At 71.4% G+C, this 24,203-nt stretch carries 17 protein-coding genes and 1 pseudogene; 6 read left to right on the top strand and 12 right to left on the bottom strand.

Translation table 11 applies throughout. The annotated features are described in order from the left end of the window. Positions 1-48 precede the first annotated feature (48 nt). Positions 49-1,443, bottom strand: a complete 1,395-nt coding sequence (locus FHX82_RS23365) for a WS/DGAT/MGAT family O-acyltransferase (protein ID WP_145939284.1) — start codon at positions 1,441-1,443, stop codon at positions 49-51. A gap of 36 nt (positions 1,444-1,479) precedes the next feature. Here FHX82_RS23365 and FHX82_RS23360 point away from each other — a divergent pair, with 36 nt between their 5' ends. Beyond that, on the top strand, positions 1,480-2,715 hold the full coding sequence (locus tag FHX82_RS23360; protein WP_145939285.1) for an alpha/beta hydrolase: 1,236 nt from the start codon (positions 1,480-1,482) through the stop codon (positions 2,713-2,715). Here FHX82_RS23360 and FHX82_RS23355 read toward each other — a convergent pair. After that, entirely contained in the window at positions 2,691-3,506 is an 816-nt protein-coding gene (locus tag FHX82_RS23355; RefSeq protein WP_145939286.1) for an IclR family transcriptional regulator, read from the bottom strand. The two genes, FHX82_RS23360 and FHX82_RS23355, sit on opposite strands and share 25 nt — an antisense overlap. Positions 3,507-3,633: 127 nt before the next feature. Here FHX82_RS23355 and FHX82_RS23350 point away from each other — a divergent pair, with 127 nt between their 5' ends. Together FHX82_RS23350 and FHX82_RS23345 are read left to right on the top strand one after the other, a co-directional pair. Further along, the gene (locus FHX82_RS23350; RefSeq protein ID WP_145939287.1) at positions 3,634-3,840 is read left to right on the top strand and encodes a hypothetical protein; all 207 of its coding nucleotides are present in this window, start codon (positions 3,634-3,636) and stop codon (positions 3,838-3,840) included. A 267-nt stretch (positions 3,841-4,107) separates the two neighbouring features. Beyond that, positions 4,108-4,451 (top strand): annotated as a pseudogene (locus FHX82_RS23345) (aldehyde dehydrogenase family protein). A 327-nt stretch (positions 4,452-4,778) separates the two neighbouring features. Here the strand turns inward: FHX82_RS23345 and FHX82_RS23340 are convergent. Together FHX82_RS23340 and FHX82_RS23335 are read right to left on the bottom strand one after the other, a co-directional pair. Further along, positions 4,779-7,307 carry a DEAD/DEAH box helicase gene (locus FHX82_RS23340; protein ID WP_373308687.1) on the bottom strand — a complete coding sequence of 843 codons (2,529 nt, stop codon included), beginning with the start codon at positions 7,305-7,307 and terminating at the stop codon, positions 4,779-4,781. Positions 7,308-7,340: 33 nt separating this feature from the next. Further along, positions 7,341-9,350: an acyl-CoA dehydrogenase family protein gene (locus FHX82_RS23335; protein WP_145938337.1), complete on the bottom strand. Its 2,010-nt coding sequence runs from the start codon at positions 9,348-9,350 to the stop codon at positions 7,341-7,343. A gap of 93 nt (positions 9,351-9,443) precedes the next feature. Between FHX82_RS23335 and kstR the strand changes: the two genes are divergently transcribed. Together kstR and FHX82_RS23325 are read left to right on the top strand one after the other, a co-directional pair. Next, a complete protein-coding gene (gene kstR / locus FHX82_RS23330; RefSeq protein ID WP_145938338.1) occupies positions 9,444-10,070 on the top strand; it encodes a cholesterol catabolism transcriptional regulator KstR in 627 nt (208 codons plus the stop codon). Between the two features lie 115 nt (positions 10,071-10,185). Continuing rightward, positions 10,186-11,121 carry a serine hydrolase gene (locus FHX82_RS23325; RefSeq protein ID WP_229881443.1) on the top strand — a complete coding sequence of 312 codons (936 nt, stop codon included), beginning with the start codon at positions 10,186-10,188 and terminating at the stop codon, positions 11,119-11,121. On the opposite strand, the gene FHX82_RS23320 is transcribed toward FHX82_RS23325, so the two are convergent. Genes FHX82_RS23320 through FHX82_RS23310 form a run of 3 tightly spaced genes read right to left on the bottom strand, consistent with a single transcriptional unit; the run spans position 11,111 to position 13,766 of the window. After that, positions 11,111-12,100, bottom strand: coding sequence for a TIGR03557 family F420-dependent LLM class oxidoreductase (locus FHX82_RS23320; RefSeq protein ID WP_145938339.1), 990 nt, complete (start codon positions 12,098-12,100; stop codon positions 11,111-11,113). The two genes, FHX82_RS23325 and FHX82_RS23320, sit on opposite strands and share 11 nt — an antisense overlap. Further along, positions 12,097-12,951: an LLM class F420-dependent oxidoreductase gene (locus FHX82_RS23315; RefSeq protein WP_145938340.1), complete on the bottom strand. Its 855-nt coding sequence runs from the start codon at positions 12,949-12,951 to the stop codon at positions 12,097-12,099. Before FHX82_RS23315 ends, FHX82_RS23320 begins: the two co-directional genes overlap by 4 nt. After that, entirely contained in the window at positions 12,948-13,766 is an 819-nt protein-coding gene (locus FHX82_RS23310) for an LLM class F420-dependent oxidoreductase (RefSeq protein ID WP_145938341.1), read from the bottom strand. The genes FHX82_RS23315 and FHX82_RS23310 overlap by 4 nt, the downstream gene beginning before the upstream one ends. Before the next feature lie 150 nt (positions 13,767-13,916). Between FHX82_RS23310 and FHX82_RS23305 the strand changes: the two genes are divergently transcribed. Beyond that, positions 13,917-14,255 carry a hypothetical protein gene (locus FHX82_RS23305; protein ID WP_145938342.1) on the top strand — a complete coding sequence of 113 codons (339 nt, stop codon included), beginning with the start codon at positions 13,917-13,919 and terminating at the stop codon, positions 14,253-14,255. Positions 14,256-14,303: 48 nt separating this feature from the next. Here FHX82_RS23305 and icmF read toward each other — a convergent pair whose 3' ends face one another. The 5 genes from icmF to FHX82_RS23280 form a co-directional block, all read right to left on the bottom strand. Continuing rightward, a complete protein-coding gene (gene icmF / locus FHX82_RS23300) occupies positions 14,304-17,537 on the bottom strand; it encodes a fused isobutyryl-CoA mutase/GTPase IcmF (protein ID WP_145938343.1) in 3,234 nt (1,077 codons plus the stop codon). A 72-nt stretch (positions 17,538-17,609) separates the two neighbouring features. After that, positions 17,610-18,221 carry a GTP-binding protein gene (locus tag FHX82_RS23295; protein WP_183176781.1) on the bottom strand — a complete coding sequence of 204 codons (612 nt, stop codon included), beginning with the start codon at positions 18,219-18,221 and terminating at the stop codon, positions 17,610-17,612. Continuing rightward, positions 18,202-18,897 (bottom strand): DUF742 domain-containing protein, encoded by a 696-nt coding sequence (locus FHX82_RS23290; RefSeq protein WP_145938344.1) that lies wholly within the window; start codon positions 18,895-18,897, stop codon positions 18,202-18,204. The genes FHX82_RS23295 and FHX82_RS23290 overlap by 20 nt, the downstream gene beginning before the upstream one ends. 7 nt (positions 18,898-18,904) lie before the next feature. Beyond that, positions 18,905-19,348: a roadblock/LC7 domain-containing protein gene (locus FHX82_RS23285; RefSeq protein WP_145938345.1), complete on the bottom strand. Its 444-nt coding sequence runs from the start codon at positions 19,346-19,348 to the stop codon at positions 18,905-18,907. Then, complete coding sequence (locus FHX82_RS23280) at positions 19,345-23,862, bottom strand: sensor histidine kinase (RefSeq protein ID WP_229881440.1); 4,518 nt, start codon at positions 23,860-23,862, stop codon at positions 19,345-19,347. Before FHX82_RS23280 ends, FHX82_RS23285 begins: the two co-directional genes overlap by 4 nt. Between the last annotated feature and the right edge of the window lie 341 nt (positions 23,863-24,203).

Genomic DNA, 24,203 nt, shown 5'->3' with positions numbered 1-24,203 from the left:
CTCAGGCTGGAACTGAAACCTGTTCTAGTTCTAGCCGAGGAGCCGTGATCAGGCAAGGCCGCGAGCAGCCTCCAACAGATCTTTCAGCTCGTCCGACAGCGCGTCGGCGAGCGACCACAACTCTGGAACGAGTTCTCGTGCGCCGAGCAGCCCGACGTCGACGCGCCCGGCGTTCGACAGCACCGTGATGTTGAGGCCCGCGCCGTGGAACACCGGGCCGAGCGGGTACAGCCCGGTGACCTTCGCGCCCAGCAGGTACAGCGGCGTCGGCGGCCCCGGCACGTTGGAGACCACCAGGTTGTGCACCACCGGGTGCTTCTCCGCGAGCCGCAACGCCGAGTACGCCCGCACCGCCCACCCGAACAGCCGCGGCGCCGCGAACTGCGCCCAGTCCTGCAGCATGTCGGGCTTGATGCTGAAGTGGTGCTCCTTCGCGACACGGTTGCTCTCCGCGATCGCGTACACCCGCGCCGCGGGGTCGGCCAGCTGCGTGGGCAGCGACGCGAAGAACGCCGAGACCTGGTTGCTGCCCTCCTCGTTCTCCACGCGGTCGGACACCGACACCGGCACCGTCGCCACCAGCGGTTCGTCCGGCAGCTCCCCGCGCGTGTCCAGGTACCGCCGCAGCGCCCCGGCGCACAGCGCGAGCACCACGTCGTTGACCGTGACCCCGAACGCGTTCTTCACCGCCTTGACCTCGTCCAGCTCCAGGCTCGTGTACGCGACCGTGCGCAGGCCCGTGATGGTGCTGTTGAACGACGTGCGTGGCGCGGTGAACGGCACCGGCATCCCGGTGCCCTTGAGTGCGCGGCCGAGCCAGCGCGGCGCCATCTCCAGCAGGTCCGGCAGCAACTTCGCGACCTCGACGGGACGGCGGGCCAGCGACGACACGCTGGAGCGCAGCAGGTCGAGGTGGCTCGGCGGCGCCAGGTTCTCCTCCCGCTCCGGCAGTGGCAGCAGCGAATCCGGTTCGAGCCCGCACAGGTACGCGATGAGGTTCGCCCCGCTCACGCCGTCGACCATCGCGTGGTGCATCTTCAGCAGCACCGCGACGCCGTCCTCCGGCAGCCCTTCGATGACGTACATCTCCCACAGCGGGCGGCCGCGGTCCAGCGACTGCCCGGCGAAATGCGCGCACAGCTCCGCGAGCGTCTCGCGGTCGCCGGGGCTGGGCACCGCGACCCGGTGCAGGTGCCGGTCGATGTCGAACGTCTCGTCCTCGACCCACACCGGGTGCAGGAAGTTCAGCGGCGAATTGTGCAGTTTCCGGCGGAATTCCGGAATGTCGGCGACCCGCTCGGCGAGCTTCTCCCGGAACACGGAGAAGCGATATCCGCCGGGCATGGTGGAGCCGTCCAGCGTGAGCAGGCCGCAGATGTGCAGGACCTGCGAAGGTGTTTCCAGGTACAGAAAACTGGCGTCCAGGCCACTGAGCGGTTGCACCTGCTCATCGTAGGTCGACCGAATAAGATCCACCTCATGCGACCGCGTTTCCTCACCCGAAGGGCGATCCAGCTCGCCCTCACCGCGAACGCGCTCCGCCCGCTGCCGGGTGAACGGGCCGCGATCCCCGCGTTCTTCGCCGGCTGGCTCACGGGCGAGCTGGCGCCGCACCTGCTCGCCCTCACGGCCGCCGACACCGCCGCGCACCTGGCGCGCCACGGCACCCGCACGCGGCCGGACCGCGTCGGGCTCGCCCTCTCGCTCGCCTCGATGGCCGGGCTCGGCGCGCTCATCGCCGACTCGCAGCGCGCCCGCGGCGAGATCGAGCACGCGCTCGCCGAGGCGCTGGGCGAGCAGTACCTGAAGGACCTGCGCAGGCCGCCGGACCCGAAGGACCTCGCGACGCCGTGGGGTCAGCTCGTGCTGCCGTTCCGGATGCACAACCCGGAGGTCCGCCGCGACCGGAACGTGGCGTACGCACCCGGCGGCAGGCGTTTCCTGCTCGACATCTACCGCCCCCGCGAGCTCGTCCAGGGCAGGCCGGTGCTGCTGCAGATCCACGGCGGGGCGTGGATGGTCGACAGCAAGGACCACCAGGGCATCCCGCTCATGCAGCACATGGCGCAGCGCGGCTGGGTGTGCGTGGCGGTCAACTACCCGCTGTCCCCCAAGGCGCGCTGGCCGGACCACATCGTCGCGGTCAAGCGCGCCGTGGCGTGGGTCCGCGAGCACATCGACGGCTACGGCGGCGACCCGGCGTTCCTCGCCGCCACCGGCGGGTCCGCGGGCGGGCACCTCGCGGCGCTGCTCGCGTTGACGCCGAACGACCCCTCGTTGCAACCCGGCTTCGAGGACGCGGACACGACGATCCAGGCGTGCGCCCCGCACTACGGCGTGTACGACTTCGCGGCCACCAGCGGGGCCAGCGCCAGCGAGTACCGGCTCAAGACATTGCTCGCGCGCTACGTCGTCGGCAAGGACCCGGTGCAGTTCCTGGACGACTACATCGCCGCCTCCCCGCTTGACCGCATCAACGACAAGGCGCCGCCGTTCTTCGTCATCCACGGCGAGCGCGACACGATGGTGCCGGTCGCCGAGGCCCGCGAGTTCGTCCGGCGACTGCGGGAGGCGTCGCCGAACCCGGTGGCGTACGCGGAGATCTCCGGCGCGCAACACGCTTTCGACGTCTTCCCGTCGATCCGCAGCGCGCACGTCGTCCGCGGGGTGGAGCGTTTCCTGGAGTGGGCCTATCTGCGGTCGCTGGCCGGATAACCCATCCGCTTGCTGATCTGGTCGGCGGTGTGCCGCAACGGGTGTTCCAGGCGGCGCTGGATGGACTCCATGGACGCGTGCCAGATCGACAGGTGCACCGCGACGTTCACGGCGGCGAGCACCTGCCCGAAGCCGTCGCGGACCGGTACCGCGAGCGAACGCAGGCCGGCGGCGAGCTCCTCGTCGTTGACCGCGAGCCCGGTCGCGCGCACCTGCCCGAGCGCGATGAGGAGAGCCTCGCGCGCGGTCATCGTGTTGGGGCCGCGGCGGGCGAGGTCGATGCGGTCGAGCAGCGCGCGCAGCTCGTCGGCCTTGCGGTAGGCCAGCAGCACCTTGCCCATCGCGGTGCAGTACGCGGGCAGGCGCGAACCTACGTGCAGGTTCAGGTCGATGCCGCACCGGCCCTCCCGGGTGCTGCGGCACCGCTGGATGTAGAGGACTTCCGTGCCGTCGAGGATCGCCATGCTGACGGCGTACCCGGTCTCGTTGGAAAGCGCTTGCAGGTGTGGTCCCGCGACCTTGGTGATCTCCATGGAGTTCAGCGCCGCGAACCCGAGGTCGACCACGCGCGGGCCGAGCCGGTACTTGCGGCTGCCCGGTTCCTGTTGCAGGTACCCGAGATTCGTCAACGTCGTCAGGTAGCGGTGCGCGGTGCTCTTGTTCAGCCCGGCCAGCCGCGCCAGTTCGATCGCGCCGAGCACGGGCCGGGACTCGCCGAAACACGCCAGGATGGCGAGTCCCCGTTCGAGGGACTGGGACTGGCTCCGGTGACTCTGGTCCTCGACGGGCATCGGCGCCCCCATTCCGGCATCGAGCAGATCACGGGTTCCGCATGGTCGAACCGCAGTATTGACAGTCCCGACCCGCGGTGCAATGCTTCGCGACCTCCCGGTGACCTGCGACGACGGAGGTGTCGCGGTGCGCTCTCCCACGCCCTCGAACCGAAGGTCGTGCCTGCTCGGCACCGCCGGGCTCGCCGTCTCCGGTCCGCTCGCCGCCTCCTGTTCCGGTGGTCTCGGCAGTTCCTCCGGCAGCGGCGACAAGATCACCATCGGGTTCGTCAGCCCGCGCACGGGATCCACCGCGGCGTTCGGCGAGTCGGACGGCAGCGCAGCGCCCAGGTGACCAACGACCTGATCAACAGCAACGGCGTGGACCTGCTGCTCGCGACCTCGACCCCGGAGACGGTCAACCCCGCCTCCGACGCGTGCGAAGCCGCCGGTATGCCCCGCAGGTCGACCAACACCCTTGGGAGACCTGGTACTTCGGCCGCGGCGCCAAGGAGGGGCAGCCGTCGCCTACTCGGCACAAATCGCCCGGTTCAAGGCGGAGAACTGCGAAATCTTCAACACCTTCCCGCTTCCGCCGGCGCCGGCGGAATCAACCTCACCGGTGGCCGATGGCGCGCGGGTGCTCGCCGGGGGCCGGGCGCGGGGCCGGTGTTATCCGGCGACGGTGTTGGTGGACGTGCCGGAGTCGGCGGAGTTGGCGCGGCACGAGACGTTCGGCCCGGTGGTGCTCGCGGCGGCGGTGGACGACGACGAGGCGGTCCGGCAGGCGAACGACTCGCGGTACGGGCTGACGGCGGGCGTGCTGACGGGCGACCCGGAGCGCGGCTGGCGCTGGCGGACCGGCTGGAGGCGGGCATCGTGCACGTCAACGACCAGCCCATCAATCACGAGCCGCAAATGCCCTTCGGAGGCGTGAAGGACAGCGGCTGGGGCCGGTCGGGGTGACGTTCGCGATGGAGGAGTCACAGACCTGCGCTGGGTGACACTGGCCAGCGGTCGGTCCCGTTTTGAGGAGGTGGGGCGGGGTGGTCTCGGGGCGGGGGTGGTTGGGACGGCAGGCGCCGGTCGTTACGGGCGGCGGGTGGAGGGCACCTGCCGGATGCCCCGTGGCTGGCGGCCGGTGGCGGGTAGCTGGCGGCCGGTGCCACAGGCCGGGCGGCGGAGGCCAAGCACGTGGTGGCGGACGAGCGGCGGGACGGTGCCGGACGCCGCGCACCGCGATGCGGGCAGCGGGCACCGGGCGGCGGAGGTGGGGCCGTTATCGCTTCCGCTCTATCGGCCTCCCAACCGCACCAGGTCGGCCAGTTGTTCGTCCGACAGCTCTGTCAGCCAGTCCTCCCCCGCGCCCACCACGGCGTCCGCCAGGGTGCGTTTCGTCGCCAGCAGCGTGGCGATGCGCTCCTCCAGCGTGCCCTCCGCGATCAGCCTGTGCACCTGCACGGGGTGGGTCTGGCCGATCCGGTACGCCCTGTCGGTCGCCTGGTCCTCCACCGCCGGGTTCCACCAGCGGTCGTAGTGGATCACGTGCGTCGCCCGGGTGAGGTTGAGGCCCACGCCACCCGCCTTGAGCGACAGCACGAACACCGGGATGTCCCCGGCCTGGAACCGGCGCACCAACTCGTCCCGGTGGCTCACCGGTGTCGAGCCCGACAGCAGCTCCGAAGGCAACCCCCGCTCGGCCAGTCGCGCCAGCAACAACTTCCCCAGCTGCACGTACTGGCTGAACACCAGCACGCTCTCGCCCTCGTCGAGGATCACGTCGAGCAGCTCCTCGAACGCCGCGAGCTTCCCGGACCGGCCCGCCAGCGGCCCGCTCTGCTTCAGGTACTGCGCCGGGTGGTTGCAGATCTGCTTGAGCTCCGTGAGCAGCTTCAGCACCTGCCCCCGCCGCTGCACGCCCCGCGACTCGCGGATCACCGCCAGGTTCTCCCGCACCACCGCCTCGTACAGCGTGGCCTGCTCGGCGGTCAACGGCACGAACCGGTCGGTCTCGGTCTTGCCCGGCAGCTCCGGCGCGATGTCCGGATCACTCTTCCGCCGCCGCAACAGGAACGGGCGCACGGTGGCCGCCAGCCGTTCGGTGCTCTCCCTGTCCCGGTGACGTTCGACGGCCCGCGCGACCGTGCGGCGGAAGTGCTCCAGCGAACCGAGCAGCCCCGGCGTCGTCCAGTCCACAATGGACCAGAGCTCGGTGAGCCTGTTCTCCATCGGCGTACCGGTGAGTGCCACGCGAGCGGCCGCGGGAATCCGCCGGAGTTCCTTCGCCGTCACCGAAAGCGGGTTCTTCACGTGCTGCGCCTCGTCCGCCGCGACCAGCCCCCAGCCCACCTCCGCCAGCGCCTCCCGATCCCGCCTGAGCACCCCGTACGTCGCGAGCACCACCTCGTCCGGCCCCACCTCGTCGAGATGCCGCCTGCCGCCGTGGAACCGGCGCACCGGGACCGACGGCGCGAACCGCCCGAACTCGCGTTCCCAGTTGCCCAGCAGCGAAGCCGGGCACAGCACGAGCGTCGGCCCCGCGGCGAGCGCACGCCGGTGCAGGTGCAGCGCGATGAGCTGGATCGTCTTGCCCAGCCCCATGTCGTCGGCGAGGACGCCGCCGAGACCGAGCTCCGTCATCCGCGCGAGCCACGCCAGCCCGGCACGCTGGTACGGCCGCAACGTCGCCTTCAAATCGGCAGGCACCTCGACCCGCGTGGACGGGCTCTCGCGAATCCGCTCCAGCAACCCCGACAACACCGGCGGCGGCGCGAAGTCCAGCTCCTCGCCCTCGACCTCCAGCGTCCCGGTCAACGCCGCGGCCAGCGCTTCCGCGGCCCGAACCGTCCGAAGTGGACGGCGCAACCGCGCGAACCCGTCGGCACGCACCCACCGGCCCCGCAACCGGACCAGTGGCCGCTTGGCCTCGGCCAGCACCGTGACCTCCGCGTCGGTCAGTGTCTCCCCCTCGACGCTGAGCTGCCAGCGGAACCGGAGCAGATCCGTCAGCCGGAAGGCACCCGGCTCACCACCGAGCGTGACGCTCGCAGTGACCCGCACGTCCTCGGCGAACATCCCGCGCGGCCACAGCACTTCCACCCCGGGCGGCCCGCCCGTGTCGAGCAGCTCCAGCACCTCGTCGTCGGTCAGCACCACCTCGTCGGACGCCCGGCCCAGCGGCGGCCACGCCCGGGCCGCTCGCCGCAGGGCAAGAGACAGGTCACCGAACCGGGCCAGCACCACCTCCGGCGCCTCCGCCAGGTCCGCCGCGTCGAGGACCAGGCTCGGATCGGCCGCACTGCGCCACGCCACGACGGCAACGAAGGACTCCTCACGCACCTCGATGCGCAGCTGCAACTGGGCAGCCGGCTGCGCGAGCACCTCGGCCGTCGCGTCCCACAGCGCGCGGACCAGCGTCTCCGGCGAGTGCAGGCGGACCTTTTTCAACCCCGACAACGGCAACGCGTGCGCCTCGGGCGGCAACGCGGCCGCGAGATCCCGCAGCAGCGCCTCGTCTTCACGGTCGAGCACGCCACCGGGGGACAACCGCCCGGAGTCGACGAGGGTGAGCGCGGCCCGCACCGCCTCCGACAACGCCGCGACGCCGGGTGCGACCGGTTCGGGCGCCGACAACAACAGCGGGATCGCCTCGGCCAGCGGCAGCACATGAGCGTCCACTTTGGTCCGCTCGAACGCCCTTCCCCTGGGCAGCACGAACTCCACCGGCACGGGTCCGGCGTCATCCCCCCACAGCGCGAGCACGCCGTCGCGCGGCGGGTCCGAGGGCACGAAGACCGCCCTGGTGTCCGAGGTGAGCTGCACGGGCCCCACCCTAGGCGGGACCACCGACAGTTTTCAGCGAGGCAGTCCGAGCAGCCGCTCCGCCGCCACGGTGAGCAGCACCTGCGTGGTGCCGCCCGCGATGCTCAGGCACCGCGTCAGCAGGAACTCGTGCTGCGCCGCCGCGTCCACGGCACCCGCCGGGCCGCGCAGGTCCAGTGCCGCCTCGGCGACGGCCTGCCGGTGCCGCACGCCGACGAGCTTGCGCACGCTCGACTCCGCGCCCGGGTCCTGTCCCGCGAGCCGCCGGAGTGTGGCCCGCAGGTCGAGCAGCGAACAGGCCGTGCCCTCGACCACCAGCGCGCCCAGCCGTTCCAGCCCGGCGGCGTCCGGCGAGCTCACCGCGGACAGCAACTCCTCCACCGCCTCGCCGACCGAGGTGCCGCTGCCCATCGCCACCCGCTCGTTGGCGAGCGTCGTCCGAGCCAGGCGCCAGCCGCCGTGCACCTCGCCGACGACGTCGGAGTCGGGCACGAACACGTCGTCGAGGAACACCTCGTTGAACATCACGTCCCCGGTGATCTCCCGCAACGGCCGGATCTCGATCCCCGGAGACGTCATGTCGACAAGGAAATACGTGATCCCGCGGTGCTTCGGCGCTTCCGGGTCGGTCCGGGCGAGGCAGATCGCCCAGTCCGCCTCGTGGGCCAGCGAGGTCCACACCTTCTGCCCGGACAGCCGCCAGCCACCGTCCACTTTGGTCGCTTTGGTGCGCAACGACGCGAGGTCCGAACCCGCCTCGGGTTCGGAGAACAGCTGGCACCACGTGATCTCGCCCCGCAACGTCGGCCCGGCGAACCGTGCGCGTTGCTCGTCGGTGCCGTGTTCGAGGATCGTGGGCACCGCCCACGCGCCGATCACCAGGTCCGGGCGCCGGACCCCGGCCCGGCGCAGTTCGGCGTCGATCACCAGCTGCCGCGCAGGATCCGCGCCGAGCCCGTACGGCCGCGGCCAGTGCGGCATCAGGTAACCGCTTTCGGCCAGCCGTTCGGGCGAAGCCACGATCTTCGCGACCTCTTCCCGCACAACGGGATCCGAGTCCACGACCAGCCCCAGCTCCCGCCGCTCACCGGCGAGCGCCAGCTCCGCGGCACGGCGGCGCCACCGCCCGGAGCCACCGAGCAGCTGCCGCAGCGTGACCGCGCGCCGCAGGTACCGGTGCGCGTCGTGCTCCCACGTGAAGCCGATGCCGCCGAGGACCTGGATGCAGTCCTTCGCGTTGTCGACCGCGGCGTCCAGCGCACCCGCGGCCGCGACCGCCGACGCGAGCGGATGCGCCCCGCCGGCCTCGGCCGCGTCCCACGCCAGCGCCGCGGCGAGCTCCGCGCGGCACAGCATCTCCGCACACAGGTGCTTGACCGCCTGGAACGAGCCGATGGGCTTGCCGAACTGCTCACGCACCTTCGCGTACTCGCTCGCTGTCCGCACGCACCAGCCCGCGATACCGGCCGCCTCGGCCGCGGCGAGCGTCGCGGCCAGCTCCGCGACCGGCGGGCCGGCCAGCACCGCCGAGCGTGGCACTTCCTCGTCCAGCACCAGGAATCCGACCTCGCGGGTCAGGTCGAACCCCTCGGCCGTCTCGACCGACCGCGGCGGCAGGACGAACCAGACCGTCTCGCCCGCGGAGTCCGCCGCCAGGACGAGGTGTGCCGCGGAATCCGCGTCCAGCACCGGGTCCGTCCGGCCGCACACCCGGAACCCGTCCTCGGTCGGCGTCGCGATGACCGAACCCGGTCCGAACGCGACAGCCGCCCGCGCGCTGCCGTCCGCGAGCGCCGGGACCAGCTCCTTCGCCGGCGTCGAGTCCGGTTCGCGGGCCAGGACCAGTCCGGCGAGGACGGTCCCGAACAGCGGTCCGGGCGCCAGCGCGGCGGCCGCGGCTTCGAGCCCCACCGCGAGGTCGGTCACCGTGCCGCCCGCTCCGCCCAGCTCCTCGGGCAGCGCCACCGAGCACAGCTCGCCGACCGCACCGCTGCCGACCGACTCCGCCCACGCCCGTTGCTCCGCCGTTACCGCGATGGCCATGAACCAACTATAGAACGTGTTTCAGTTTTTTCGAAGAAGGTCCGTTAGGTAAGCTGTGCGCAGACAGTGGAACAAGTTTCGGAGTAGAGGTCGATGGCCGGTAGGACGAGGACATCCCAGACCAGGAACGGGCTGGGCGACGAGCTGGGTTCCGCCGCGCAGCGGGACCGGCGCCGGCGCATCATCGACGCCACGCTGGCGCTGGCCTCCAAGGGCGGCTACGACGCGGTGCAGATGCGCGCGGTCGCCGACAAGGCCGACGTCGCGCTGGGCACGCTGTACCGGTACTTCCCGTCGAAGATCCACCTGCTGGTGTCGGGACTGTCCCGGGAGTTCGAGCGCGCCAAGGAGAAGCTGGAGCGCAGCGCCATCCCCGGCGAGACCCCGGGTGAGCGGCTCGTGTTCGTGCTCAACCGCAACACGCGGATGATGCAGCGCGACCCGCACCTGACCGAGGCGATGGTGCGCGCGTTCATGTTCGCCGACACCACCGCCGCGGCCGAGGTCGAGCAGGTCGGCAGGCTCATGGAGGACATGTTCGCCAAGGCGATGCGGATCGAGGACCCGACGGAGCACGACAGGGCGGTCTTCCACCTCATCGCCGACGTGTGGATGGCGAACCTCGTCGCCTGGGTCACCCGGCGCGCTTCGGCGGCCGACGTCGCCGCGCGGCTGGAGCTGTCGGTGCACCTGTTGCTGGACCGTCCCGCCGCGCAGTGATCATCCGCGCGCGGAAGGTGATCTTGCCTGTGTGCGCGCTGTCAGTCCCCTGAGCATTGCGTTTGTATCTCCGGGAAGCGGCAACAAGCCGATCGGGTGACGAGTTTGACCGGGTGTGAAACGCGCAGCGGCCGCCCGGGCCGTCCTCGGAGCGGTCGCCGTCGGCGCCGCCGTCATGCTGGTGGTCTCGGTCGTGCACGACCCGGCTCAGGTGGCGGCGGCGAGCGCACAGGTGACCACGGCCGAACCCACCACGGAAACCACCGCCCCGGCGCTGAAGACCCAGTCGACGCCGACACCCACGCCCACCCCGGCCCTCTCGCCCGCGGAGTCGGCGGCGCTCGCCGAACGCGTCCAGCAGGCCGTCCGGCGGTCGGTGCCCGGCGCGAAGGTCGGCCTGGAGGTGTTCGACCGGGCCACGGGCACCACGGTGACCAGCCTGAACGCCGACGCCACGTTCTCCAGCATGTCCGTGGTCAAGCTGCTGATCGCCATCGACCTGCTCGCGCGGAACGACTGGGCCCTGCCCGACACCGCGACGCGGAACCGGATCACCCGGATGCTCTCGGCCAGCGACGACGCCATCGCCAGCTCGTTCTGGGTCGGCGACGGCGGGTCCGCGATCATCACGCGTGACGTGGAGCTGATGGGCCTGACCAGCACGAGCTCGCCCGCGACGGCCGGTGAGTGGGGCGACACGAAGGTGACCGCCGCCGACCTCGTCACCGTCTACCGGTACCTCGCCGACGACGTCCCGGCCGCCGCGCACGACCTGATCTACGACGCGCTGTACCACGCGTCACGCGACGGCGCGGACGGCACCGACCAGTACTTCGGCATCCCCGACGGCCTGCCCGGCACCACGTGGGCGATCAAGCAGGGCTGGGGCAGCAGCGGCTCGACGGCCTACTACAACACCACCGGGCTGGTCGGGCAGGACTCCCGCTACGTCGTGGTGGTGCTGACCTCGGCGCCGCTGGGCTACTACCGCGCGCTGGGCAGAGCCCTCACGAACGGCACCGCCCAGCTCGCGTCCGTGGTCAGCCCTTGAGCTTCGGCAGCACTTCGCGGCCGAAGACCTCGATCCACTCCTTCTGGTTGCGGCCCACGTTGTGCACGTAGATCCGGTTGAACCCGGCGTCGACGTACTTCTGCAGCGAGGCGCGGTGCACGTCGGGGTCGGACGAGATGACCATGCGGCCCTCGAAGTCCTCCTCGCGCACCAGCTTCGCCATCTGCGCGAAGTCGAACGGGGAGCGCACGTCGGCCTTCGGGAACTTCATCCCGCCGTTGGGCCACTGGTCCATCGCGTTGGCCAGCGCCTCCTCGTCGGTGGGCGCCCACGACAGGTGCACCTGCAGCAGCTTCGGCATGGTGTCGGGGTCCTTGCCCGCCTTGCGCGCGCCCTGGCCGAAGTTGTCGAGGATGCCGGCCAGCTTGTCGATCGAGGCGCCGGGCGTGATGAGCCCGTCGGCCAGCTCGCCGGTCTTGCGTGAGGTGTACGGGCCCGCGGAGGCGATGTACACCGGCGGCGGGGTGTCCGGCAGCGTCCACAGCCGCGTGGTGTGCAGCTTGAAGAACTCGCCGGAGTGCTTGACGTCCTTGCCGGTGAACAGCTTGCGGATGATCTCCAGCGCCTCGAACATGCGGCGCACGCGCTCCGGCGCCTCCGGCCAGTAGCCGCCGATGATGTGCTCGTTGAGCGCCTCGCCGGAGCCGATGCCCAGCCACGTGCGGCCGGGGTACGTGGCTTCGAGCGTGGCGGCGGCCTGCGCGACCATCGCCGGGTGCAGCCGGAACGACGGGCACGTCACACCGGGACCGAGGTCACCGGTGGTGTTCTCGGCGAGCGAGGCGAGCACGCTCCACACGAACGACGCCTGCCCCTGCTGCGGCACCCACGGCTGGAAGTGGTCGGCGGCCATCTGCCCGGAGAACCCGTGCTGCTCGGCCAGCGCGGCCAGCTCGATGGACTCGCGCGGCGAGAACTGCTCCAGCGCCGCCGCGATGCCGATCTGAACGTCACTCACGCCTCATCAACCTTTCTGACTGCGGATGTGCCCAACCTACCCACTTTCCGGAGCAGCGGCGCGAGCTCGTCGAGCCTGCGCAGCGTGTCCGCTTCCGGTGCCGGCGCCACCGAGAAGGTGACGCGCTCGGCGCCCGCCTCGGCGTAGGCGGCGAGCAACCGCTCGTCCGGCGGCGCCGAAGTCGCGGTCACCGGCAACCCAGTGTCCGCCACCAGAGCGAGCTGGGCGGGAACCTGCGCGGGATCGCGCACGGCGTTGGGCAGCCAGCCGTCGCCGAGCCGCCGGGCGCGGTCCGCGGCGGCCTCGCTGTTGCCTCCGATGTAGACCGGTGGGAGCGGCGAAGGCTTGGGCCAGGAGAAGATCGGGTCGAAGCGGACGTACTGCCCGGAGTAGCTCGCCTCGTCGTTCTTCCAGATCGCGCGCAGGGCTTCGATGCGCTCGTCGAGCAGCCGCCCGCGGGTACGCGGGTCGGTGCCGTGGTTGCGCATCTCCTCACGGTTCCAGCCCACGCCGACGCCGTAGATCACCCGCCCGCCGGACACGAGGTCCAGGCTCGCGACGGCCTTCGCGGTGTGGATCACGTCACGCTGGACCAGCAGGCTCACGCCCGTGCCCAGACGCAGCGTGGTGGTCACCGACGCGGCCGCGGCCAGCGCCACGAACGGGTCCGCGGCGCGGAAGTACTGCCGGGGCAGCTCGCTGCCGAGCGGGTACGGCGTCTCGCGGCTGACCGGGATGTGCGAGTGCTCGGCGAGGAACAACGCGTCGAACCCGCGCTCCTCGGCCGCCCGCGCCAGCGCGGCCGCGGACATGCTCTCGTCGGTGACGAAGGTGCTGATGCCCAGCTTCACCGCAGCGCCGCGAACTCGTCGAGCTTGGCGAGCGTCCCGGCCTCGGGCAGGCTCGGCAGCAGGAACGTGACCCGCTCCACGCCGGCCTCGGCGTACTGCTCGACCTTGGCCCTGTCCGGATCGGCGGCGAAGACGGTGAACGGCACATCCGGCCTGCCGTTGTCGGCGAGCCACGACCGGACCCGCTTGACCTCGGCGGGGTCGGTCCAGCCACGCAGCAGCCAGGCGTCGCCGTGCTTGAGCAGCCGGTCCAGCGCCTTGGGGCTCTCCCCGCCGACGTAGACCGGCGGGTGCGGCTTCTGCACCGGCTTGGGCCAGGAGAAGATCGGGTCGAACGAGATGTGTTCACCGGAGTATGTCGCCTGGTCCTGTGTCCAGATCGCCTTGAGCGCCTCGATCTGCTCGTTCAGCAGCGCGCCACGCGTGCGCGGGTCGGTGCCGTGGTTGCGCATCTCCTCGCGGTTCCAGCCCACGCCCACGCCGAACAGCACGCGGCCGCCGGAGATCAGGTCGAGGCTCGCGACCTCCTTCGCGGTGTGGATCACGTCGCGCTGGATCTGCAGCGCCACCCCGGTGGCCAGCAGCAGGCGCTCGGTGACCGGCGCCATCGCGGCCAGCGCCACGAACGGGTCCAGCGTGCGGTAGTACTGGCGGGGCAGCTCGCCGCCGCCCTCGTACGGGGTTTCCCGGCTGACCGGGATGTGCGAGTGCTCGGCGAGGAACACCGAGTCGAAGCCGCGTTCCTCCAGGGCACGCGCCAGCGGGGCCGGCTGGATGGTCTCGTCGGTCACGAACGTCGCGATGCCGTACTCCATACCTGCGCGCAACTCCCCGGTTCCGCCGCGTATTCCCGCCCGCACCGCCCGATCGGGTGCGGGAGGCCGTTTCGAGTGGTCCGTTTCAGCAGGCGGCACAACGATTGAAGCCCCAGCAACACCGACACTGACACTGAGGAGAACCGGAAAATGCCGAAGATCAGCCGGTGGGCAGGCGCCGCCGTGCTCGCCGCGGGACTGGCCGCGGCCACGTCCGCCCCCGCTTTCGCCGCCGACAGCGGCACGCGCGTCACCGACCCGGGGCCGCGCGCCGAAAACCCCGCTGGGCTGGGCGGCGTCGGTGACCTGGTCAACAGCCTGGCCGGTGGGGCAGGCACGCTGAGCTTCCTGCTGCCCTCACCCAACGGCAGTGGTGCGAACTTCGTCACCGGGTTGATGAACAACCCGGCCGGAGCCATCACCGGAACCCCGGACAGCATCCTGCCCTACGGCCTGCTCGACGGGGGAAAACCGCAGCCCCTCGGTTGAGGCGGCAGGGCGGGAGGGGGCGCAGGGTGCGCGCCCCCTCCCACCGGGCTACACGTTGCGCCGGTACTGGCCGCCCACCTCGAAGAACGCGTCGGTGATCTGCCCGAGCGTGCACACGCGTGCCGCGTCCATCAGCACTCCGAACACGTTCTCCCCGCTGGTCGCCGCCTCCCGCAACGCCTTCAGCGCCTGCTCGGCCTCCGCGCGGTGGCGCTTCTGGAAGTCCTCGACGCGCCGCAGCTGCGACTGCTTCTCCTCCTCCGTGGCCCGCGCGAGCTCGACCTCGACCTCGTCCTCCTCCGGATGCGGGTTGCGGAACGTGTTGACCCCGACGATCGGCAGCGTGCCGTCGTGCTTGAGCCGCTCGTACAGCATCGACTCGTCCTGGATCCGGCCGCGCTGGTAGCCCGTCTCCATTGCGCCCAGCACGCCGCCGCGCTCGGAGATCCGGTCGAACTCCGTGAGCACGGCCTCCTCGACCAGGTCGGTCAGCTCGTCGATGACGAACGAGCCCTGCAGCGGGTTCTCGTTCTTCGACAGGCCCCACTCCTTGTTGATGATCATCTGGATCGCCATCGCGCGGCGCACCGAGTTCTCCGTCGGCGTGGTGATCGCCTCGTCGAAAGCGTTGGTGTGCAAGGAGTTCGCGTTGTCGTAGAGCGCACACAGCGCCTGCAGCGTGGTGCGGATGTCGTTGAAGCTCATCTCCTGCGCATGCAGCGAGCGGCCCGAGGTCTGCACGTGGTACTTGAGTTTCTGCGAGCGCTCGTTCGCGCCGTAGCGCTCCCGCATCGCCGTCGCCCAGATGCGCCGCGCCACCCGGCCCAGCACCGAGTACTCCGCGTCCATCCCGTTGGAGAAGAAGAACGACAGGTTCGGCGCGAAGTCGTCGATGTGCATCCCGCGCGCGAGGTACGACTCGACGTAGGTGAACCCGTTGGCCAGCGTGAACGCCAGCTGCGAGATCGGGTTCGCCCCGGCCTCGGCGATGTGGTAGCCGGAGATCGAGACCGAGTAGAAGTTGCGCACCCCGTGCTCGATGAACCACTCCTGGATGTCGGCCATCATCCGCAGCGAGAACTCGGTGGAGAAGATGCAGGTGTTCTGCCCCTGGTCCTCCTTGAGGATGTCGGCCTGCACCGTGCCGCGCACCTGGTGCAGCGTCCACTCGCGCAGCTCGGCGAACTCCTCCGGCGTCGGCTCGCGGCCGTGCTCGGCGCGGAAGGCGTCCACCCGCTGGTCGATCGCGGTGTTGAGGAAGAACGCGAGGATGGTCGGCGCGGGGCCGTTGATGGTCATGGAGACGGACGTGTTCGGCGCGGTCAGGTCGAACCCGTCGTAGAGCGCCTTCATGTCGTCCAGCGACGCGATCGACACGCCGGAGGTGCCGACCTTGCCGTAGATGTCCGGCCGCGTGTCCGGGTCGTGTCCGTAGAGGGTGACCGAGTCGAACGCGGTGGACAGCCGCTTCGCCTCGGACTCCGCCGACAGGTACTTGAACCGCCGGTTGGTGCGGAACGCGTCGCCCTCGCCCGCGAACATCCGCGCCGGGTCCTCACCCTCCCGCTTGAACGGGAAAACCCCTGCGGTGTAAGGGAAGTAGCCCGGCAGGTGCTCGCGGCGCAGGAACGACAGCAGCTCGCCGTTCTCACCGTACCGCGGCAGCGCCACGCGCGGAATTCGGTTGCCGGACAGGGTTTCCCGCCACAGCTGGGTGCGCAGCTCCTTGTCGCGCACCTTAAACACGAGCTCCTCGCCGCGGTAGGACTCCGCCAGCTCCTGCCAGTGCTCCAGCAGCCGTCGCGTCTCACCGTCCACACGCGACTCCGCCTCGTCGAGCAGTTCGGAAATCGCCGTCGTGTCGGCGTTCACGCGCTCCAACGCCGCCTTCGCCGCGGCCAGCTGGTCACGCTCGCGGACCGCCTCGACCTGCTCTTGCGTGTGCCGGTGGTAGCTCCGGACCGTGTCCGCGATCTCCGCGAGGTAACGCGTGCGCGAGGTCGGGATGATCGTGCTCGCGCCGCTGGACACCTTGCCCTCGACGTGCGGCAGCGTGCCCGCCGTGACCGGAAGGCCCTTGCCCGCCAACAGGTCCCGCAGGAACTGGTAGAGCGCGGTCACGCCGTCGTCGTTGAACTTCGCCGCGCTGGTCCCGAACACCGGCATGTCGTCCGGCGAGGCGCCGAACTCCTCGCGGTTGCGCACCAGCTGGCGCGCCACGTCGCGGCGCGCGTCCTCGGCGCCCCGGCGCTCGAACTTGTTGATGGCCACCGCGTCGGCGAAGTCGAGCATGTCGATCTTCTCCAGCTGCGAGGCCGCGCCGAACTCCGGCGTCATCACGTACAGCGAGTGGTCGACGTGGTCGACGATGCCCGCGTCGCCCTGCCCGATGCCCGGCGTCTCCACGATCACCAGGTCGTAGCCGGCCGCCTTGCACGCGAGGATCGCGTCGTCGAGCCCCTCGGGAATCTCGCCGGTGGAGCCGCGCGTGGCCAGCGAACGGAAGTACACCGCCGAACCGAGGGAGTTCATCCGGATGCGGTCGCCGAGCAGCGCGCCGCCGCCCCGCCGCCGCGTCGGGTCCACCGCGAGCACCGCGATGCGCAGCTTGTCCTGCTGGTCCAGCCGGAACCGGCGGATCAGCTCGTCCGTCAGCGACGACTTGCCCGAGCCACCGGTGCCCGTGATGCCCAGGACCGGAACCGTGCGGGACTTCGCCGCGTCGGCGATCGCGTTCCGCCAGTCTTCGGGCAGCGCGCCCGCCTGCAGCTGCGTGATGGCCCTGGCGAGCGTGCGGACATCGCCGGAGAGCAGTTCGTCCACCGAGCCGGCCTGCTGCCGCGCCAGGTCGACGTCGCACTCGCGGATCATCAGGTTGATCATCCCGGGCAGGCCCAGCTCCAGGCCGTCGTCCGGGGAGAAGATGCGCGCGACGCCCCGCGAGTGCAGCAGCTCGATCTCGTCGCGCACGATGACGCCGCCCCCGCCGCCGTACACGCGCACGTGCCCGGCGCCGCGCTCACACAGCAGCTCGACCAGGTACGAGAAGTACTCGACGTGGCCGCCCTGGTAGGCGCTGATCGCCACGCCCTGGGCGTCCTCGGCGATGACGGCCGTCACGACCTCGTCCACCGACCGGTTGTGGCCGAGGTGCACGACCTCCGCGCCCTGCGACTGCAGGATGCGGCGCATGATGTTGATGGACGCGTCGTGCCCGTCGAACAGGCTCGACGCCGTCACGAACCGGACCGGGTGCACAGCTTTGTACAGGGGCGCGTTCATACCCCTAAAATACTCGGACTTCCTACTGTTTTAAACCCGAGCGTCGACGTGACGTGGACCACGGGGCACCCGTCAGCGGGCGTTGGCCGCCCGCAGCTGGATCCACTGGCGCATGGCGTACTCGACCAGCGTGATCAGCGTCTGCTTGGTCGACTCGCGGTCCCGGGCGTCGCAGCGCACGATCGGCACGCTCGAGTCCACCGCCAGCGCCTCGCGCACGTCGTTGAGGTCGTGGCTGAGCACCCCGTCGAACGTGTTCACGCCAATGATGTACGGCAGCCTGCGGTCCTCGAAGAAGTCGACGGGCGCGAACGAGTCCGCGAGCCGGCGGGTGTCCGCGAGCACGACGGCACCGATCGCCCCGCGCACGAGGTCGTCCCACATGAACCAGAACCGCTGCTGGCCCGGCGTCCCGAACAGGTACAGGATCAGGTCCTCGTCCAGCGACACCCGGCCGAAGTCCATGGCCACCGTGGTGGTGGCCTTGTTCGGGGTGTTGTCGAGGTTGTCGATGCCACGGCTGGCGTCGGTCATCATCGCCTCGGTGGTGAGAGGCACGATCTCCGACACCGACCCGACGAAGGTGGTCTTGCCGGCGCCGAAGCCACCGGCGACCACGATCTTGGCCGAGGTCATGGTCTGCGGCGCGGCAGGCCGCGGTGCCTTAAAGCCGACGGAGTCCACTCAACACCCTTTCCATCAAATTGAGATGCGCCTCGGCGTTGTCACTGCCGGACACGGTCTTGTGCACGGTGATCAAGCCGGCGTCGGCCGTGTCACTGATGAGCACCCGGGCCACGCCGACGGGAACCCGCAGCAGCGCCGCGATCTCCGCGACCGAACGTGGCGTCCGGCATTCTTCCACTATCTGACGGTGCTCGAACTGCATCGCGAGCCCCGCGTCCAGGCGGGCGGCGACGGTGTTCTTCACGGAGACGAGGGTCTCCAGCTCCAGTGCGTAACTGGCCCGTGTGCGGCCACCCGTCAGAGCGTACGGGCGCACGGCCGCGGTCTCGTCCTCGACGGGCCCTGGCTCGGGGCGCTCCGGCACGACGCTGCCGGACACGGCGGGCTCGAAGTAGCCGGTGCCGAAGTCCGTGCCCCGGGCCGGTTGGAAGTAACCCGACCCCTGCTCGGGCTCGAAGTACCCCGTCCGCGGCACGGGTGAGGGGTACTGGGACGGCTCGTGCGGCTGCGCCTGGGCCGGACCGGGCGCCGGCTCGTCCTGCTGCGCGGCCGGCGCCTCGGCTTCGGACTCCTTGGCCTTCCTGCGCTTCCGGCGCGCGCGGCCGGAATCCAAGGTGAAGCCGTTGAGGACGTCCGCGAAGGTCGCGTCGTCGTCCTCGGCAGGAGGGGTCATCGCGGCATCATCCCACCGGTTCGCCGATCAGGGCACCCCCGGAACCCTGCAGCTGGGCGCGCAGTTCCGGGGTCAGGATCTGGCCGACGCGGTCGACCAGCATGGTCATCTCGTAGGCCACCTGACCGATGTCGCAGTTGGGTGCCGCGAGCACGGCCAGGCACGACCCGTCGCTGATGGACATCAGCACCATGATGCCGAGCTCCATCTCCACCACGGTCTCGTTGACCGCTCCGGCTTCGAAGCAGCGCGCCGCCCCCTGCGTGAGGCTGACGAGGCCGGAGGCGACCGCGGCGAGCTGGTCGGCACGGTCGAGGGGCAAGCGGTTCGACGCGGTCAGCAGCAGCCCGTCGGCCGACACGACCACGGCGTGCGCGACACCGGGGACGCGCTCGGCGAAGTCGTTGACCAGCCATCCGAACTGGTTGTGTTGTGGCTGCGGCGAGGTCATTCACCCTCCATCGTTTCGTGATCAGACTCGGCGGGCTGAGCCGTGCGGTGCCGTCCACGCCGGACACCTTGCTGGAAACTGTTCAGCCTGCCGCGCACATCCTGCGGGTCGCGCTGGGTGCGGGCACCCGGCACCCCCGCGGAAGACGCACTGCCCGGGAGCAGCTGCTCGCCACGCCGGCGGCGCGGGAGCCCGGCCGCCGTGTAGCTCACCGGAGCGGACTGGGAAACCGCTTCCACGGTCCGCCAGCTCTCGTCGGTGGCGAAGGACCAAGCCGGCTCCGCGCCGACGGCCTCCGGTTGGGGTTCGCCCTGCTGCCGTCGGGGCAGCGGGGCCTGGCTGTCCTCGGGGAACTCCTGGGGCTTGCGCCACAGGAAGGCCCCGGAGGTCTCGGCGGGCTCCTCCGGCGGCTCCAGCCGCCGAGGGGGCTCGTTCACGTGCCGCCGCGGCGGGTTTCCTGCTCCGGCGGCGGGTGTTGCGGTCCGGTCCGGCGGGGGCTGCCTGCGGGGCAGCGGAGTCTCGCCGGTGACGCCGGTCGGCTGGCGGCGCGGAAGGCCGGTGTCGCTGCCCTGCCGCTGCGGAAGGCCGGTGGCGCCGGTCTGGCGCTGCGGGAGGCCGCTCTCGCCGCCACGCCGCTGGGGCAGGCCGGTGTCGGTGCTCTCCTGAGGCAGGCCGCTCTCGCCGCCCCGCCGCCGAGGCAGACCGGTGTCGCCGCCTCGCTGGGGCAAGCCCTGCTCGGACAGGCCACTTTCCGCGCCCTGCCGCTGGGGCAGACCGCTCTCGCCGCCCTGCCGCTGGGGCAAGCCCTGCTCGTCGCCCTCCTGGGCCAGGCCGCTCTCGCTACCCTGCCGCTGCGGAAGGCCAGCCTCGCTGCCCCGCCGCCGAGGCAGACCGCTCTCGTCGCCCTGCTGCGGGAGGTCGCTTCCCGCGGTCGGCTTGCGGCGCGGAAGGCCACCCTCGCCCCCCTGGCGCTGGGGCAGCTCCTCCTCGTTCCCCGGCGAGAAAGCGCTTTCCCTCCGCTGCCGCCGCGGGAGAGCGCTTTCTTCGCCGTGCTCGCCGTCCGAGGAAGCGCTTTCTCCCGCCTCCTGTCCACGCCGCGCGAGGTCGCCCTCACCCGCCGGTCGCCGTTGGGAAAGCGAGCCGTCCCCACCCTCCGACCGGCGTGCACCGTCCTCACCGGACTGCCGCTGCGGCAGGGCGCCTTCCCCACCAGACTGCCGCTCCGGCGCACCTTCCCCGCCGGGCTGCCGCTTCGAGAGGGCGCTCTCCCCACGAGACTGCCGCTGCGACAAGGCATCCTCCCCGCCAGACTGCCGGGACGTGCTCTCGCCGCCCCGCCCCCCGGTCGAGAAAAGGCTTTCGCCGCTCGGCTGCGGCAACGCGAAGGCCGCGCTCCCACCCGGCTGGCGCCGGGGTAGCGCACCTTCTCCACCCGGCTGGCGTTGCGGCAGGCCACCCTCCGGCCGCCGCGACTCCCCGGCCGGACGGCGCTGCGGCAGCGGGTTCGCCTCCGCCGCGGCCGCCTGGTCCGCGTCCGGCCAGGACTGCTCCGCCGGGCTGCGCTGGGGCAGGCCCGACGCACCGGCACCCGCTGGTCCCTGGGTCAGCCCCGAAGCGCCAGCACCCGCCGACCCCTGGGACAGCCCCGAGGCACCCGCGGGCCGCTCCGGCCCACCAGCCTGGGTCGCGCTGTCGTCGCGGGCAGCGTGCCGGGCGCGGCTGATGCCCCGCTGGAAGCTGCTCAACCGGCCCCGGATGTCGGCCGGATCGCGGGTCGGCAGCACCGACGACGCGGGCGCGCTCTCCGTGCTCTCCGGCTCGGCCGACGTCGCGCTGCCCGGCATGAGCTGCTCGCCACGACGACGCCGCGGCAGCCCGGCCTCGGTGAAGCTCGTCGGCTCCGCCTGCGACACCGCCTGCACCGCGCGGAAGTTCTCGTCGACCGCGAAGTCCCAGCCGGTGCTCGCCTTCGTGTCCTCGGCGGTCTCCTCCGCTTCCGCGGGCGACGCGGCCGAAGCAGTAGCCTCCGCGGCCTTCCCCGAAGCCCCAGCCGCAGGAGCAGGCGCCGGGCGGTCACTCCGGAACCACGCGGACAGCGTCTCGTCGAAGATCGGCGTCGTCTCGCGCGGCGAAGGCGGCGGGGGCGGCGGCGCGGGCTCGGCCGCCGCCGCGCTCCACCACTCCGTCAGCGCACCGGAGCTCGTGTTCGCCTCGAACAGCGCCTTGCCCGCGGGCAGCGCGCCGCCCGGCAGGTCCTCCGGCGACTCCGGCTGCGCGGGCACGTCCTGCTCGTCCGGCTGGATCGGGCTGAACAACGCGGTGCCCGAGACCTCGACGTCCGACGGCCGCGGTGGCAGCAGGCCGGTGTGCCCGTTCTGCGTCCACGGTTCCGGCGCGGCCGCGCCGTCGCCGAGCGTGCCCGCCGTCCCGGCCAGGCTGGTCAGCGCGCCCGCGCGGCCCGCGCCGTTGACGGTGCGCCGCCGCGGCAGCGCCGGGTCCTGCGGGAACTCCGGGGCGGGCGCGGGCACGGCCTGCGGCAGGCCCATCACCAGGTCCGCGGGCACCGTGACGGTGGCCCGCACGCCGACGATGTCCTTGCCACCGTGCAGTGTGACCCCGATGCGGTGACGCCCGGCGAGGCGCCCGACGACGAACAGGCCCATGCGGCGCGAGGTGGCGAGGTCGACGGTCGCGGCCTCGGTCAGCCGCGCGTTCGCCTCGGCGACCTCGGCCTCGTTCATGCCGATGCCCTTGTCCATGATGTCGACGACCAGCGCGCCGTTGTCCGCCACGCGGGTCGCCACGGTCACCTGCGTCTCGGGCGCCGAGAACGCGGTGGCGTTGTCGAGCAGCTCCGCGATCAGGCGCATCAGGTCGCTGGCCGCGTAGCCGACGATCCGGCCGTCGGGCGGCGGCTGCACCACGACGCGCTGGTACTGCTCGATCTCCGACACCGCGGCACGCAGCACGTCGGCGATGGTGATCGGCTGACCGGAGCGGCGGCCCGGCTCCGCGCCGGAGAGGACCATCAGGTTCTCGTTGTTGCGCCGCATGCGGGTGGCGAGGTGGTCGAGCTGGAACAGGGTGGCCAGCTGGTCGGCGTCCTCCTCGTCGCGCTCCAGCCGCTCGATGAGCTGCAGCTGCCGCTGCACGAGGCTCTGGCTGCGGCGGGAGAGGTTGACGAACACGCTCGAGTAGCCGGTCCGCATCGCGGCCTGCTCGATCGCCAGGCGCAGCGCCTGGCTGTGCACCGCGTCGAACGCCTTGGCCACCTGGCCGATCTCGTCGGCGGTGCCGACCCGAACCGGCGTGACCTCGGCGCTCTGCTCGCGGCCCTCCTGGATGTTCCGCACCGCCGCGGGCAGCTGCTTGTCGGCGACGTCGAGGGCGCTGGTGCGCAGCAGCCGCAGCGAGCGCAGCAGCTGGCGGGTGATCAGGAAGACCACCGCGGCGGTGACGACCAGCGCGGCGAACAGCAGCACGGCGAGCAGGCCCGCGTCGGTACCGGAGGTGTCGACGAGGTCTTCCGACGTGCTGGCGACCTGGTCGCCGAGGCGGGTGCTGACCGCGCGCAGCGAGTCGACGACCGCGTTGGACACCGCGGTCCACTGCTCACCGGAGATCGCGTCGAGCGCGTCGCTCGCGGTGACGCCCTGCGCGGCCAGCACGCTGGCGACCAGCCGGCTGCGGGTGTCGAAGTCCTGCCCGGTGACGGTGCGGTCGAAGTCCTGGCCCTGCGTCCCGGTCGCGGCGGCGCGGAAGTCCTCCAGCCGGTCGGCGAGGCGGACCTCCGCCGTGCGCAGCTGGTTGAGCTGGGTGGGGGTGAGGTTGCCGCGCGCGATGCCGTAGGTGACCAGCACCTGGGAGGTCGAGACCTCCTCCTTGGCGACCTGCAGGTCGTGCAGCGCGTTGGCGGTGCCGCTGATCGACGGGTCGCCCATGCCCGCGACGAGCGTGGTGTCGAGGCTCAGCAGCGCGGTGGTCATCGCGGAGTACGCGTCGAGCGCCTGCACGGAGTCGAGCTGGCCCGCGGCGACCTGCTGGCGCACCTCGCCGAGCCGGGCGAGCGCGTTGTTGCTCGCGGCGCCGGGGGCGGATACCGCGCTGTCCACCTGGGTGACGCGCGTGGTGTCGGTGCTCAGCGGCTTGAGCGCGGTGTCGGTGGCGGCGCGGGCGGCGTCCAGCTCGGGCGAGCTGCCGACCGTGCCCTGGCTGAGCAGGGCCGCGGTGCGCGTGCGCTCCTGCTGCAACGCGTCGACGAGCCCCCGCACGTCGCTGCTGAGCACGACCAGGCGGTCGATCCGTTCGAAGTCGGTGGACCGCTGCACCTGGTTGCTGATGGTGATGCCACCGAGCACCAGCGCGATGATGATGGGGACCAGCGTGACGGCGGCCAGCTTGCCCGCGATGCTCCAGTCACGCCATCTCGTGATCGCGCGCCACTTGGCTGGTCGCCGCGGTTGCTGGCCCAGTAGCTGTCCCACCGGCACTTGGCCTTGTCCTGCAACGGTCACGAAAGTGACTCCCTGTCCGGCATCTCGTGTGCGCGTCCTGCGACGTTCGTCCGTGTGTGCCCCGCCCGGGCCGCCGCCGCTGTCCCCGGCCGCGTCGACCCGCCGTTCCGCGCTGGTTCTGCATCATGCGATGTGCACCGAAGTCGGAACAAGGTCGGTTACCTTCGATCACAGCGAGTCAACGTGGCCAAGGAAGCGTACACCAATGGGGCGGAAGTTGACCCGGGCGGAAAAAGTGGCTCCGACCTGCGGAAATACCCTTTGTTACAAGCTATTGACCGGCGAGTAGGCAGAGTGGCGCCGGGCAACCTCCGGATGCGTGACAGCCCTGGTGAGACCGC

It is taken from the genome of Amycolatopsis bartoniae, assembly GCF_014191255.1.
Taxonomy (GTDB): domain Bacteria; phylum Actinomycetota; class Actinomycetes; order Mycobacteriales; family Pseudonocardiaceae; genus Amycolatopsis_E; species Amycolatopsis_E bartoniae.
This window is presented reverse-complemented; position numbering and strand designations above follow the sequence as displayed.

Coding starts and splice junctions, on each gene's coding strand:
- FHX82_RS23360 (WP_145939285.1), top strand. CDS start 1,480: ATGCGACCGCGTTTCCTCACCCGAAGGGCGATCCAGCTCGCCCTCACC.
- FHX82_RS23355 (WP_145939286.1), bottom strand. CDS start 3,506: ATGCCCGTCGAGGACCAGAGTCACCGGAGCCAGTCCCAGTCCCTCGAA.
- FHX82_RS23335 (WP_145938337.1), bottom strand. CDS start 9,350: ATGGCCATCGCGGTAACGGCGGAGCAACGGGCGTGGGCGGAGTCGGTC.
- kstR (WP_145938338.1), top strand. CDS start 9,444: ATGGCCGGTAGGACGAGGACATCCCAGACCAGGAACGGGCTGGGCGAC.
- FHX82_RS23310 (WP_145938341.1), bottom strand. CDS start 13,766: ATGGAGTACGGCATCGCGACGTTCGTGACCGACGAGACCATCCAGCCG.
- FHX82_RS23305 (WP_145938342.1), top strand. CDS start 13,917: ATGCCGAAGATCAGCCGGTGGGCAGGCGCCGCCGTGCTCGCCGCGGGA.
- icmF (WP_145938343.1), bottom strand. CDS start 17,537: ATGAACGCGCCCCTGTACAAAGCTGTGCACCCGGTCCGGTTCGTGACG.
- FHX82_RS23290 (WP_145938344.1), bottom strand. CDS start 18,897: ATGACCCCTCCTGCCGAGGACGACGACGCGACCTTCGCGGACGTCCTC.
- FHX82_RS23285 (WP_145938345.1), bottom strand. CDS start 19,348: ATGACCTCGCCGCAGCCACAACACAACCAGTTCGGATGGCTGGTCAAC.